Consider the following 13,027-nt stretch of genomic DNA (forward strand, 5'->3'; position numbering starts at 1 on the left):
GGCGGAGCCGATGTGGCGGGACTCGATGAAGCCGTTACGCTCCAGGACGGCGAGGTCAACCGCGCTGGACGAGGGAAAAGTGGAGGGCATGCTTCCAGTATTGCGCATCCGGCGAAAGCGCTACTCCGCGGAGAACTGGACGGTGTGCCAGCCGGACGCGCCGTCGGGGACGCTGTCGGCGCGCTCCTCGGTCTGGACGCCGTCAGGGTCATAGGCGCGGGAGCGGATCCGGTGGGATCCCGCTTCCAGCTGGACCTCATGTGTCCACTGCCGCCAGGTGTCCACGGTGTATTCGGCGGCGAGGGTGGCTTCCTCCCAGGGTCCGTCGTCGAGCTGCACCTCCACCCTGTCGATGCCGCGGGTCTGGGCCCATGCAGTACCTCCCACCCGGACGGTTCCGGGGGCTACCTTGGCGAAGGCCCGGGGAACCTCGACGCGTGACTGCGTCTTGATGGGGCCCTCTTCCGCCCAGCCGCGGTCCGTCCAGTAGGCGGTGGCGTCCGCGAACCGGGTCACCTCGAGATCGACCACCCACTTGGTCGCCGAGACGTAGCCGTACAGGCCCGGGACCACCATGCGCACCGGGTAGCCGTGTTCCAGCGGAAGCGGTTCATCATTCATGGCGACGGCGAGGATGGCATCGCGCTCGTCCTGCAGGATGGGCAGGGGAGTGGAGGCGCTGAAACCGTCGGTGCTCGTGGAGAGCACCATGTCCGCACCAGCGGTGGGCCGCGCGCGCTTGAGCAGCTCGCGGATGGGATAGCCGAGCCACTTCGCGTTGCCGGCGAGGTCCCCGCCCACCGGGTTGGACACGCAGGTGAGCGTGATGTGCCGCTCGATCAGGTCGGACTCCAGCAGCTCCTGGAAGGTGACCCGGACCTCCTCCTCGACCATGCCGTGGATCCGCAGTTCCCAGGTGTCCACGTCGATGGTGGGGACCTGCAGGGCGGTGTCGATACGGTAGAAATCCTTGTTTGGGGTGACCCACGGCTCAACGCCGTCAAGGTCCACGTCCACACCGTCCGGGACCGGCATCGCGGTGCTGGCCGGCGCCGGGAACTTCAGCCGCTCCCGGGTGACATTCACGGTGTTGCGGATACCGCTGACCACGGCCCCACCCGCCGCGGTTGCAGCGGCGACGACGGCGGTCACCCCCGCCGCAGCGAAGAACCCGCGCCTGCTGACCCCGGTACGGGCGCGCTCGGGTGGGTTGTCAGCGGTGCTGAAGGCACCGTCGTCGTCGGCTGGTTCGGCAGCAGTGGGCCGGGTAGCGCGGAGCTTCTGGATCATCCACCGGAGCGCGGCCAGTCCGGCCAGCGTTCCGATGACTGACGGCACCGCGTCAAGGACTGTTGCGCCGGCACGGGAGACGACGGCGGCGACCATGACCGCCCCCATGTAGAGAACGCCCGCCACTCCGAGGACCCAGCGACGCCACGCGACCAACCCCAGGAGGGCGGCCAGGAAGACGATCGTGACAGCCATGCCGACAAAGAGGGCGAGTTTGTCATTGGTCCCGAAGGTGTCGATCGCGAAGTCCTTCAACCATGACGGCGTGAAGTCGATGAAGGTCGATCCCAGCGCAATGAGGGGTGCTGACCGCGTCGAGAAAAACGCACCGACCAGCTCGGCCACGCCGAGGACCAGGCCCGCCGCGAGGATTCCGGCGAGCATCGGGAGTGCCCGCAGCGACGGGGCGCTGCGGCGGGAGGTGCGGACGGCTTTCATACCAAGTGTTCGGAGAGGGTGGCTTCACGTATTGGTGTTGCAGTTTTTGTTCCCGTTCTGCCGTTATCCGAGCGTCTTTCCAGCAGAACGGCGACAAAAACTTCCGTAGTCATTACTTTGGCACAGGAGTCAGCCAGTACCCTGAACTACTGTGAAGGTTCTTGTGATTGGCCCCGGAGGCCGCGAACACGCCATTGTCCGAGCTCTCCTCGCCGATCCCTTTGTGAGCGAGGTGCATGCAGCACCGGGAAACGCCGGAATGGCCCAGGACGTCCCGGTGCACAGCATCGATGCGAACAACCCGGCAGCGGTCACGGAACTGGCCGCCTCGCTCCGCTCCGACCTGGTGGTGGTGGGTCCGGAAGCGCCCCTGGCCGCGGGCGTTGCGGACGCATTGATCGAGGCTGGCATCCCCGTTTTCGGTCCCACGAAGGCCGCTGCCCAGCTCGAGGCGTCGAAGGCGTTCGCCAAGCAGGTCATGGCTGCCGCCGGGGTTCCCACGGCGATGGCGAAGGTCGCCTCCACGGCCGCCGAAGCCGAAGAGGCCCTGGATTCTTTCGGTGCACCCTACGTCGTCAAGGATGACGGGCTCGCGGCGGGCAAGGGAGTGGTGGTGACCTCCGACCGCACCGGAGCCCTGAACCATGCGCAGGCGTGCTTCGATGCCGGCGGCACCGTGGTCATCGAGGAGTACCTTGACGGCCCGGAGGTCTCCCTCTTTGTCCTCTCGGACGGCTCCACCGTAGTGCCGCTCGCCCCGGCCCAGGATTTCAAGCGCATCTTCGACAATGACGAGGGCCCCAACACCGGCGGAATGGGTGCCTACTCCCCGCTGGAATGGGTCCCCTCCGGTCTGGTGGATGAGGTTATCGAGCGCGTGGCGCAGCCGACCATTGATGAGATGGCGCGCCGCGGTACACCGTTCACCGGCGTCCTCTACTGCGGGCTCGCCCTGACCTCCCGCGGGCTGCGGGTCATCGAGTTCAACGCACGCTTCGGTGATCCGGAGACCCAGGCGGTCCTCGCCCGGCTCAGGACCCCGCTGGGCGGGGTTCTCCTCGCCGCCGCGAAGGGCGAACTGGAAACCGTCGACAACCTCCACTGGTCCTCCGAAGCTGCTGTCGCCGTCGTGCTTGCTTCCGCGAATTACCCGGACGCACCGCGCACCGGCGATCCGATCTCCGGGCTGGAGGATGCCGCGGCCCTCGAGGGGGTGTCCGTACTCCATGCCGGCACCGCGCTCGCCGGGGACGGCGCAGTGGTGTCGTCCGGCGGGCGGGTGCTCGCCGTCGTCGGGCTCGGTTCCGACCTTTCGGAAGCGCGCGACAGGGCGTACGACGGCGTGAGTCGCCTGACGCTCGAAGGCGGCCAGTACCGCACGGACATCGCCGCGAAGGCCGCGCGCGGTGAAGTGGTTGTTTCGGCGACGGGCGGAGCGTAGGAATGGCACAGGAACTTGCCGGCTGGCGGCACATCTACTCGGGCAAGGTCCGGGACCTCTACGAACCCGTGACAGGGGAGGACGACCGCGTACTGGTGGTAGCCAGTGACCGGATCAGCGCCTATGACTTTGTGCTGTCATCCGAGATCCCGGATAAGGGCCGGGTCCTCACCCAGTTGAGCCTTTGGTGGTTCGAGCAGCTCTCCGGTATCCCCAACCATGTGTTGTCCACCGACGTTCCGGCCGAGGTTGCCGGTCGCGCCATGATCTGCCGGCGGCTGGAGATGTATCCGGTCGAGTGCATCGCCCGCGGGTACCTGACCGGTTCCGGGCTGGCCGAATACAACGAGTCACGGACGGTGTGTGAACTGCCGTTGCCGGACGGCCTGGTGGACGGATCGCGGCTGGAAAAGCCGCTGTTCACGCCGTCCGCCAAGGCTGAAGTGGGCGAGCATGACGAGAACATCACCTACGACGCCGTGGTCATGATGGTTGGCGATGACCTCGCGGCAAAGTTGCGGGCCCTGACCCTCGATATCTACGCCCGGGCGGAGTCCATAGCGCGGGAGCGCGGGATCATCCTCGCGGACACCAAGGTGGAATTCGGGATGTCCAGCTCCGGCGAGGTGACCCTCGGGGACGAGGTGCTGACGCCCGATTCCTCAAGGTTCTGGGATGCTGAGCTGTACTCTCCGGGCAAGGCGCAGCCCTCCTTCGACAAGCAGTTTGTCCGGGACTGGCTCACGTCCGACGACGCCGGCTGGGACCGCGTGTCAGCCCCGCCTGCACTGCCGGCCGAGGTCGTCGAAAAGACCCGCGCCCGGTACATCGAGGCCTACGAACGGCTGACCGGGCGGACGTTCTCCTGACGCTTCAGTCCCACTGAATCAAGCAGTCCAGTGGGCGTACACAAAAGCTGCCCACCGAGTAGTGCAACTCGGTGGGCAGCTTTTGTACCTGCAGATGGTCGGGGTGACAGGATTTGAACCTGCGGCCTCGTCGTCCCGAACGACGCGCGCTACCAAGCTGCGCCACACCCCGATTGTGCTGTCCCGGACAAGCCGCGAAAGCAACCTCTCAAGGATAACGGACAAATCTGTCGGTGACGAACTACACCAGCGAGTCCCGCCAGGCAGCGTGGAGCGTCGCGAAACGGCCCGTGCCACCGATCAGGTCAGCGGGCGTGCCGTCTTCCACCACGGCGCCGTCGTGCATCACCAGCACGCGGTCGGCGATTTCCACCGTCGAGAGCCGGTGGGCGATGATCAGCGCGGTCCGGTTGCCCAGCAGCTTCTGCAGCCCCTGCTGGACCAGACGCTCACTGGGAATGTCCAGTGAGGACGTCGCCTCGTCGAGAATCAGTACCGCCGGATCGGCCAGGAAGGCCCGGGCGAAACTGATCAGCTGCCGCTGGCCGGAGGACACGCGCCCGCCCCGCTTGTTCACGTCGGTGTCGTAGCCCTCGGGCAGCGAGGTGATGAACTCATGCGCCCCCACGGCCCTAGCGGCGCGTTCGATCTCCTCACGGCTGGCTTCCGGTTTGCCGAGCGCAATGTTGTCCGCGACGCTCCCGCTGAACAGGAAGGCCTCTTGGGTGACCATGACGACGGCGCGGCGCAGGTCCTGCGGCGCCAGCTGGCGCAGATCCACCCCGTCCAGAGTCACGCGGCCTTCCGAGACGTCATAGAACCGCGCGATCACCTTGGCGAGTGTTGACTTTCCCGCACCGGTCTGGCCGACGAGGGCCACGGTCTGACCCGCGGGAAGGGTGAGATCCAGGCGCGGCAGGATGACCGGACCGTCCCCGTAGCGGAACTCCACGCCGTCGAACTCGATCCGGCCCTGGGCATTCTTCAGCGGCACCGGGTTCTTCGGCGGACGCACGGTCGGCACTTCCTGCAGCAAGCCGGAGACCTTCTCCAGCGCCGCGGCAGCGGACTGGAACGAGTTGTAGAACATGGCCATCTGGTCCACGGGCTGGAAGAACCGCTTGCTGTAGAGCAGCAGGGCCAGCAGCGCGCCGACCTCAAGGGACCCGCCCAGGACGCGGAACCCGCCGAACAGCAGCACAGCGGCCACGGTCACATTCCCGATCAGCACCAGGCCGGGCTGGAAGACACCGTTCAGGTTGATCGAGCGAACCGTCACCCGGCGGTAGTCCTCGGCCAGTTCGTCGTAACGGTCGGCGTTGACCTTCTCGCGGCGGAACGCCTTGACGGCGCGGATGCCGGTCATGGTCTCAATGAAGTGGACGATCAGCCTGGCCGATACCACCCGCGATGACCGGTACGCGATCTGCGAGTGCTTCTGGTACCAGCGGGCAAGAAACGTCATGGGGATGGCCGCGACGAGGATCAGCAGCCCGGTGGGCCAGTCCAGCACAAAGATGGTGACGGCGGTGAAGATCATGTACATCAGGCCGGATGCCAGTGAACTTACGCCGGAGTCAAGCAGCTCGCGCAGCGCTTCAAGGTCTGAAGTCTGACGGGAGATGATGCGTCCCGACGTGTACTTCTCGTGGAACTCCAGACTGAGCCGCTGCGTGTGCCGGAAGACCCGCAGACGGAGATCCAGCAGCATCGCCTGGCTCAACCGGGCGGCGGCGAGAACGTAGCCGGCCGTCAGCGTGGCCGCGAGCACAGCGGCTACGAGATAGGTGATGCCGGCAGCCCAGAGCAGCACCGGGTCGCCCTGCAGCAGCGAGGGGAGAGCGTGGTCGATCCCGAAAGCAATGATGGCGGGCCCTGCCACCCGGGCAATTTGCGAGAAGACCACCAGGAAAGCCGTCCAGATGAACTGCCTGCGGTTGGGTCGGATCAGCGATCCGAGCAGCCTGAAGGACCGGGACCGCACCGACTTGTTCTGCGCGCGGTCCAGCATCACCTCGTCTTCGTTGGTGACTCCCGAGGAAATGCCCGACGACGACGGCCGGTCGGTCTTCACGCCGCTGTTCTCCTTCGGTTCGGTGCTCATGCGCGCGCCTCCTGGTCGTTGCGGCCGAGCTCTTCCAGCTCACTGTCCAGGTCGACTGGCTCATCGGACAGGCTGGCGATGACGTAACGGTAATGATCGCTGCGCGCCAGCAGCTCGGTGTGGGTGCCGACGTCGGCGATGCGGCCGTTTTCCATCAGCGCCACCCGGTCCGCCAGTGCAACGGTCGAGGGCCGGTGCGCGACGATCAGGGTGGTGGTGTCCGCCAGGACCTCCCGGAGCCGCTCTTCCACCAGCTCCTCGGTGCGAACGTCGAGTGCCGACAGCGGGTCATCGAGCACGAGCACCTTCGGCTTCGCGGCGATGGCGCGTGCCAGGGCCAGGCGCTGCCGCTGCCCGCCGGAAAGGCTCAGGCCCTCTTCGCCGATCAGGGTGTCAACGCCGTCGGGGAGTGAATACACAAAGTGCGCCTGCGCCACGTCAAGGGCCTCCGCAAGGATTGCCTCGGCGTCGTCGTCGTTCCGGGGATCGGCACCCATCAGGACGTTTTCGCGGACCGAGTTCGAGAACAGCGTGGTGTCCTCGAAGGCCACGGCAACGTGGCGGCGCAGTTCGGAGAGGCTGAACTCGCGCAGGTCGATGCCGTCGATCCGGATGGCGCCTCCGGTGACGTCGTAGAGCCTGGGCACCAGCTGTAGCAGCGTGCTCTTGCCGCATCCCGTGATCCCCACCAGTGCCATGGTCTCTCCGGCCCGCAGGGTCAGGTCCACACCGTTGATGACGGATGCGGAGGTATCCACCGCGTCCGGGTAGCGGAAGTGGACGTCGTCGAACGTCACCTCTCCACGCGGGTCGGTGAGGCTCCGGGCATCTGCCGGATCGGTGATGGTGTTTTCAGACTCCATGACCTCGTAGTGGCGGTCGATCGCCGTTTTGGCGGTGAAGGTCATGGCCAGGAGCGGACCGATGAATTCCACACGCCCGGCCACCACACCGGCGGTGGCGAAGAATGCGACGAGGCTGCCGATGGTCACGGCATCGTTTGCCGCAAGCACGATGCCGGTGACCAATGATGCCCCGAGCGCCAGTTCGGGGAGGAGCGTGACGATGAGGGAGAAGGTGGCGAGGCTCTTCGCCTTGTGGATCTCGGTTTCGCGGAGTTCCTCGGCCTGGTCGCTGAACGCGTCGAGAGCCTCGCGGCTCCGGCCGAACGCCTTCAGGACGCGGATCCCGTGGACGGACTCCTCCACGGTGGTCGCGAGGTCACCCGCCTGGTCCTGGCTCTTGCGGGAGACCCGGCTGTAGGAAGTCCGGAAACGGAAGCCATAAATCATGACGGGGACTGCTGCAGCGAGGAAGATGAGCGCGAGCGGCCAGCTCATGAAGAACATGATGGCCACGCCGGCGGTCACGGTGATCGAGTCGACCACCAGCATGATGGCGCCGAAGGCCATCCAGCGCCGCATGAGGTTCAGATCGGTCATGGCGCGGGACAACAGCTGGCCGCTGCCCCAGCGGTCGTGGAAGGCTATGGCGAGGTTCTGCAGGTGCCGGTAGAAGGACGTCCGTAGGTTGGTTTCCACGGTGGTGGCGGGATTGATGACGAAGAAGCGGCGCATGGCCACGAAGGCAGCTTCCAGCACACCGAGCACGAGGACGATCCCGGAAGCTATCCACACCGTCGCGGCGGACTGGCCCTCGGCGAGTGCGTCATTGACGAGCACCCGGAACACCTGCGGGATCGCCAGGACCATGATGCTGGCCCCGAGCGCGGCAAACAAACCCAGTACCAGCCGCGGCAGGATTGGTCGGAGGTGCGGGTAGAGACGCCTGAGGGACTCCCACAGCGTAGATTGCGTCGGCATGCTCTTCTCTCGAAGTTGGAGACGTGAGGGAGCCGAAATTTCGTGTCCCCCAGCAACGATCCTATGTCAGGGAGTGCATGGCGCGCGCGTTGTGGAGTTCCGGGAGACCCCGGAAGCTCAGCGGGACGTGAGCGTCAGCAATACTGCTTCGGGGCGGCAGGCGAAACGGACTGGTGCGAACCGGGACGTACCGATACCTGCGGACACATTCAGCGGAACGGTGCTGCCGTTGTGCTCCCACTGGGTCAGGCCGCGGGCACGCCAAGTGGGCAGATCACAGTTACTGACGAGCGCCCCATACCCGGGAATGCACACCTGACCGCCGTGGGTGTGGCCGGCAAGGATGAGGTGGGCCCCGGCGTCGGTGAAGGTGTCCAGAACACGCTGGTACGGAGCATGCGCGACGCCGACCCGAAGGTGCGGTGCCTCGGCTGCGGTGCTGCTTCCGGCGGGGAATCCGGCAAATCGGTCCCGGTTCAGGTGCGGGTCGTCCACGCCGCTGAAATCCAGCCGCAGGCCGCGAAGGGCGACGGACTGGGAGCGGTTGGTGAGGTCAACCCAGCCGGCCGAGCCGAACCGGGCGAACATCTGCTGCCACGGCAGTTCCTTGAGCGGCTTTGATCCATTGGTGGAGGACGGTCCGCTCAGGTACCGGAAGGGGTTGAGCATCCGCGGGGCGTAGTAGTCGTTGGAGCCGGGAACAAAAACGCCCGGGAAATCCAGCAGCGGCTCCAGAGCGTCAAGCAGGGGAGCGAGCGCCTTGGGGTGGCTGAGGTTGTCGCCGGTGTTGACCACCAGATCAGGCTTCAGTTCGGCAAGTCCCTGCAGCCACTTCGACTTCGCGGATTGCCTCGGCACCATGTGGATATCAGAAAGGTGCAGCACCCGGAGGGGGCGGCTGCGCGGCGGCAGGATCGCAAGCGACTCCTCGCGAAGGCCGAAGAGGTTCCGCTCAATGAACGCTGCGTACCCCACAGTGGCGACGCCCGCCGCCGCGGTTGCACCAAGGGTGAGCGCTGCGGCGGTGCGGGTGCCGTCTCTAGTTGTCGCCACGATCAGCCATTGCCTCCACCGTTGCCGTTACCGTTGCCATTACCGTTCCCATTGTTCCCCGAATTGTCCGGCGGGGTGACGGGCAGGGTGTTGCCCGCAGGCGGCGCCGGAACGAACTGCTGGAAGCCGTTGTTGTTCGGCGGTTGTCCGGGAGCGGTCGGCTGCGGGGTCGGCTGGTTCGGCGACGGCTGCAGGGGCCGCTGGGCCAGCATGTTGGATGGCGGGTCAGCAAACGGCTCCGGCTGATACGAACCCTGGATCTGCTGCATGTACCGGGCCCATGAGGGTGCGGCGACGAATGCGCCGTCGATCTCCTCGTAGACCCGTCCGCCGATCCGGAGGGCGGACAGCGAGGTGCTGTTTTCCTTCCAGTTGCCCACCCAGCTGGCCGTGGCCATGGCCGAGTTGTAACCCACGAACCAGGTCTGTGAGCGGGCGTCGTTGGTGCCTGTCTTGCCTGCCATCGGAACGTCTCCGAACTCCAGAAGCTGGCCTGAGCCGCGCTCCATCACTTCCTGCGTGGCGTAGTTGACTCCACGGGCGAGCTCCTTGGGAATGACCTGCTCGCACTCCGGCTGCGGAACAGGGAAGGTGCTTCCGTCGACGGCGGTGACCTCGGTGAGTGCCCGGGGCTCGCACGTGAGGCCCTCGGCTCCCAGCGCAGCAAACGCGGTAGCCATGGACATCGGGGCAACCTCGCTGCCGCCGCCGATCAGTGCGGACGGCTGCACCTGGAGCGGCGTGTATTCCCCGCTGGCGCTCTTGCCGTCGTGGACTCCAAGCTTCGAGGCGATCTCGAAGGGCTTGCAGAGGTCCACCTCTTTTGCGGTGTACATGGTCACTGTGTTGTAGGACTGCGCAAGGCCTTCGAGCACGGTGTAGTTGCCGTAGTTGATGTCGCCGTAGTTCTGCGGCTCGTAGCCTTCCGCGTCGGGGAGGACATACTCCCCGCCGGGCAGGCAGCTGGCTTCCCAGGTTTCGCCCTGTTCATACTTCTTCTTGCTGCCATCGACCATGGCGTTCAGTGACCGGCCATCCTCAAGCCAGGCCGCCACGACAAAGGGCTTGAAGGTCGATCCCGGCTGGTATCCGCCCAGCCCGCCCACCGGCTTGTTGGGGTCACCGCCGGCGTACTGGTCGACGTTGAAGTTCAGGACGGAATCGCCGGCCGTCTCTCCCGGCATGAACCGGGTGTTCTGCGCCATGACGAGGATGTTGCCGGTGCCCGGCTGCAGGCTGACCATCGAGTGGCCCACCGCGGCGTCCGTGGTTTCGCGGTTGGCTGTCTCGTTGACGGCGGTCTGCGCGGCCGCCTGGGCCCGTGCGTCCAGGGTGGTCTTGATGGTGAGGCCGCCCCGGTAGAGCAGGTTCTCGCGATCCTCGCGGGTTTCCCCGTAAGCCGGGTCGTTGAGGACCAGGTGGGTGACGTAGTCACAGAAGTAGGGAGCCTGCTCAGCGCCGACACAGCCGTTGAGGACCGGCGTGATATTCAGTCCGAGATCGGATGCGACGGCGGCATCGTACTCTTCCTGCGTGATCTTGCCGGTCTCGAGCATGCGGCCGATCACGAGGTTGCGGCGCTCCAGTGAGCGCTCCGGGTAGAGCTCGGGGCTGTAGAAGGTGGGGCCGTTGACCACGCCGGCCAGGAGCGCTGCCTGCTGGATGTTGAGGTCTTTTGCCTCGACGTTGAAGAAGTACTTGGAGGCAGCCTGGACGCCGTACGTATTGCCGGTGAACGGCACGATGTTGAGGTAGCCGGCAAGGATTTCCTCCTTGCTCAGCTCCTTCTCCACTGCAATGGCGAGCTTGGCCTCGCGCAGCTTGTCGCCCAGGGTCTTCTGGCCGCTGAAGGTGATGTCGCCGCCGGTTCGCATGCTCGCGTCGATCAGGACGTTGTTGACGTACTGCTGCGTGATGGTGGAGGCTCCGCGCGTGGTGTCGCTGCTGATGTTGCTGATGGCGGCACTGATGATGCCCTGCAGATCCACACCGCCGTGCTCGTAGAACGCGTCATCCTCGATCGCGATGAGCGCATCGGTCATGTTTTCGGAGACCTGGTCCAGTGTGACGGGCTGACGGTTCTCCTCATACAGCGTTGCGATCAACGATCCATCCGAGGCGACGATCTTGGACGGCTGGGCGAGCGCACCGCGCTCCAGCTCAGCCGGAAGATTCTCGAAGAACTGAATGGACGCCGAGGCGCCGGTGCCGGCGGCAGCGGCCACGGGCACCAGAAGACCCGCAGCAAGCACCCCGCTCAATCCACTGATTCCAAGAAATGCAATGATTTTCCCCAGGGTGGTTGCCGTGTCAAAGAAAGGAGATTTACGAGCAGCCATGTACTCCAGTTTACAAGCACGCGCTACCCTGTGAGTCATGACCAAATGGGAGTACGCCACAATTCCGCTCATCATCCACGCCACCAAGCAGATCCTTGACCAGTGGGGTGAGGACGGTTGGGAACTGGTGCAGGTGGTTCCCGGCCCCGACGGCAACGGTCTCGTTGCTTATCTCAAGAGGGAGAAAAACGCGTCGTGACCAGCGCCAATGAAGCGGTGTCAGCCGTTGAGAGAAGGCTTCAGGACCTCGGAATCACGCTCCCGGAGGTGGCAGCGCCGGTAGCGGCCTACATCCCGGCCGTGGTGTCCGGCAACTACGTTTACACCTCTGGTCAACTTCCGTTTATTAATGGCGAACTCCCAGCTACGGGCAAGGTCGGCGCTGATATAAGCGCGGAGCAGGCCAAGGAGTATGCGGCTACCTGCGCAGTCAATGCCATGGCCGCGGTGAAGTCCCAGATCGGTGACCTGGATCGCGTGAGCCGCATTGTCAAGGTGGTCGGTTTCGTGGCCTCGGACCCGTCTTTCACCGGCCAGCCCGGCGTTATCAATGGTGCATCCGAGCTCCTCGGCCAGGTGTTCGGTGAAGCGGGTGCCCACGCCCGTTCCGCGGTGGGTGTTGCCGTACTACCATTGGATGCGCCCGTCGAAGTCGAAATAATCGCGGAGTTCATCTAGTTTCGTGAATCGCTCAAGCACCAGGCGCTTCCCAGTCCCGGAAGAGCAGCAGGGCGCCGCCCGCAGTTGGATCGACCATGGCGAGCGCACCCCCGTAAAGCCTCGGCCGGCGTCGTCGGTCGTGCTGATCCGTGATGCCCCGGCGGGCACGGAGGTCTACCTCTCCTACCGCCGCGGGGAGTCTCCGCTGGGCGTCGTCGCCTTCCCCGGCGGCAGCGTGGAAGAGCACGACGACGACCCGGTCACCTGGTTTGGTCCCTCACCCGCCCAGTGGGCGGCGGCGCTTGCCACGGAGGATCACCACGTGGCGCGGCGTTTTGTTGTTGCCGCCATCCGCGAACTGTTTGAAGAAACAGGGGTGCTGCTGGCCGGTCCGGATGCCTCCAGCCTTGTCGAGGGAACCCGTCACCCGCAGTGGATGGAAGCCCGCGAGGCGATCGCTGCCGGTGAGAAGACCTTTGCCGAGATCCTGTCGAAGCGTGCTCTCGGGTTGCGCACCGATCTGATCAAGCCGCTCTCGGCGTGGCTGAGCCCGGACTTTGCGCACCGCCGTTTCGACACGCGCTACTTCGCGGCTGCACAACCGGTCAACCAGGAACCCACCCTCCTTGCCAGCAAAGGTGTGTGGGGGCAGTGGCGGTGGTCGGCCGAGGAAATCAGGCAGCGGGATACCACAAAGCTCGGCGACGACGTCGGCCAGCCGAATACTGTCGGCCGCACCCTGAATGAACTGACCGTGCCCGCCGTCGAACTGATCCTTGAAAAGATCGGATCCTCGCGCGGCTGCATCGCCTACCTGTCCCACAAGCGGCCCATGAAGGTTTTCTCGCCCCGACTGGTCGAGGCCGATGACGGACCGCAGATCGAAGTGGAGTGCTCCACCGCCACGGAAGGTTCCGAACAGCGGGGGCGGTAGCCGCCGTCGTCGGGGTCCGGCCTCCGCCCCTTCCACCTCCGCCCCTTCCACCTCCGCCCCTTCCACCTCCCGGTCT

10 protein-coding genes and 1 tRNA gene are annotated in these 13,027 nt (G+C 65.5%); 5 read left to right on the plus strand and 6 right to left on the minus strand.

All coding sequences use genetic code 11. From position 1 onward, the window contains the following. Positions 1-120: 120 nt before the first annotated feature. Positions 121-1,728, minus strand: coding sequence for a molybdopterin-dependent oxidoreductase (locus X803_RS0104585; RefSeq protein ID WP_026544220.1), 1,608 nt, complete (start codon positions 1,726-1,728; stop codon positions 121-123). 151 nt (positions 1,729-1,879) lie between these two features. Here X803_RS0104585 and purD point away from each other — a divergent pair, with 151 nt between their 5' ends. Together purD and X803_RS0104595 are read left to right on the plus strand one after the other, a co-directional pair. Continuing rightward, positions 1,880-3,169 (plus strand): phosphoribosylamine--glycine ligase, encoded by a 1,290-nt coding sequence (purD, locus tag X803_RS0104590; protein ID WP_026544221.1) that lies wholly within the window; start codon positions 1,880-1,882, stop codon positions 3,167-3,169. Between the two features lie 2 nt (positions 3,170-3,171). Next, positions 3,172-4,038: a phosphoribosylaminoimidazolesuccinocarboxamide synthase gene (locus X803_RS0104595; RefSeq protein ID WP_026544222.1), complete on the plus strand. Its 867-nt coding sequence runs from the start codon at positions 3,172-3,174 to the stop codon at positions 4,036-4,038. A 95-nt stretch (positions 4,039-4,133) separates the two neighbouring features. Here X803_RS0104595 and X803_RS0104600 read toward each other — a convergent pair. From X803_RS0104600 to X803_RS0104620, 5 genes are all read right to left on the minus strand, one after another. Continuing rightward, positions 4,134-4,210, minus strand: a tRNA-Pro gene (locus X803_RS0104600). A 69-nt stretch (positions 4,211-4,279) separates the two neighbouring features. Next, positions 4,280-6,049 carry an ABC transporter ATP-binding protein gene (locus X803_RS0104605; protein WP_051470462.1) on the minus strand — a complete coding sequence of 590 codons (1,770 nt, stop codon included), beginning with the start codon at positions 6,047-6,049 and terminating at the stop codon, positions 4,280-4,282. Positions 6,050-6,138: 89 nt separating this feature from the next. Continuing rightward, positions 6,139-7,965 carry an ABC transporter ATP-binding protein gene (locus X803_RS0104610; protein WP_026544224.1) on the minus strand — a complete coding sequence of 609 codons (1,827 nt, stop codon included), beginning with the start codon at positions 7,963-7,965 and terminating at the stop codon, positions 6,139-6,141. A 117-nt stretch (positions 7,966-8,082) separates the two neighbouring features. Further along, positions 8,083-9,018, minus strand: a complete 936-nt coding sequence (locus X803_RS0104615) for a metallophosphoesterase (protein ID WP_051470452.1) — start codon at positions 9,016-9,018, stop codon at positions 8,083-8,085. A 2-nt stretch (positions 9,019-9,020) separates the two neighbouring features. Next, positions 9,021-11,357: a transglycosylase domain-containing protein gene (locus X803_RS0104620; protein WP_162149190.1), complete on the minus strand. Its 2,337-nt coding sequence runs from the start codon at positions 11,355-11,357 to the stop codon at positions 9,021-9,023. A 37-nt stretch (positions 11,358-11,394) separates the two neighbouring features. Here X803_RS0104620 and X803_RS21755 point away from each other — a divergent pair, with 37 nt between their 5' ends. Genes X803_RS21755 through X803_RS0104635 form a run of 3 tightly spaced genes read left to right on the plus strand, consistent with a single transcriptional unit; the run spans position 11,395 to position 12,951 of the window. Beyond that, positions 11,395-11,556, plus strand: a complete 162-nt coding sequence (locus tag X803_RS21755; protein WP_090584370.1) for a Sp36 family protein — start codon at positions 11,395-11,397, stop codon at positions 11,554-11,556. Next, positions 11,553-12,035: a RidA family protein gene (locus tag X803_RS0104630; RefSeq protein WP_026544227.1), complete on the plus strand. Its 483-nt coding sequence runs from the start codon at positions 11,553-11,555 to the stop codon at positions 12,033-12,035. Before X803_RS21755 ends, X803_RS0104630 begins: the two co-directional genes overlap by 4 nt. A gap of 4 nt (positions 12,036-12,039) precedes the next feature. After that, positions 12,040-12,951: an NUDIX hydrolase gene (locus X803_RS0104635; RefSeq protein WP_026544228.1), complete on the plus strand. Its 912-nt coding sequence runs from the start codon at positions 12,040-12,042 to the stop codon at positions 12,949-12,951. The last annotated feature ends 76 nt before the right edge of the window (positions 12,952-13,027 follow it).

It is taken from the genome of Arthrobacter sp. 35/47 (genome assembly GCF_000520475.1).
Classification (GTDB): domain Bacteria; phylum Actinomycetota; class Actinomycetes; order Actinomycetales; family Micrococcaceae; genus Arthrobacter_D; species Arthrobacter_D subterraneus.

Excerpts from the sequence above, each read along its gene's own strand:
- X803_RS0104605 (WP_051470462.1), bottom strand. The coding sequence starts at position 6,049 with ATGCTGGACCGCGCGCAGAACAAGTCGGTGCGGTCCCGGTCCTTCAGG.
- X803_RS0104595 (WP_026544222.1), top strand. The coding sequence starts at position 3,172 with ATGGCACAGGAACTTGCCGGCTGGCGGCACATCTACTCGGGCAAGGTC.
- X803_RS0104610 (WP_026544224.1), bottom strand. The coding sequence starts at position 7,965 with ATGCCGACGCAATCTACGCTGTGGGAGTCCCTCAGGCGTCTCTACCCG.
- X803_RS0104620 (WP_162149190.1), bottom strand. The coding sequence starts at position 11,357 with ATGGCTGCTCGTAAATCTCCTTTCTTTGACACGGCAACCACCCTGGGG.
- X803_RS21755 (WP_090584370.1), top strand. The coding sequence starts at position 11,395 with ATGACCAAATGGGAGTACGCCACAATTCCGCTCATCATCCACGCCACC.
- X803_RS0104585 (WP_026544220.1), bottom strand. The coding sequence starts at position 1,728 with ATGAAAGCCGTCCGCACCTCCCGCCGCAGCGCCCCGTCGCTGCGGGCA.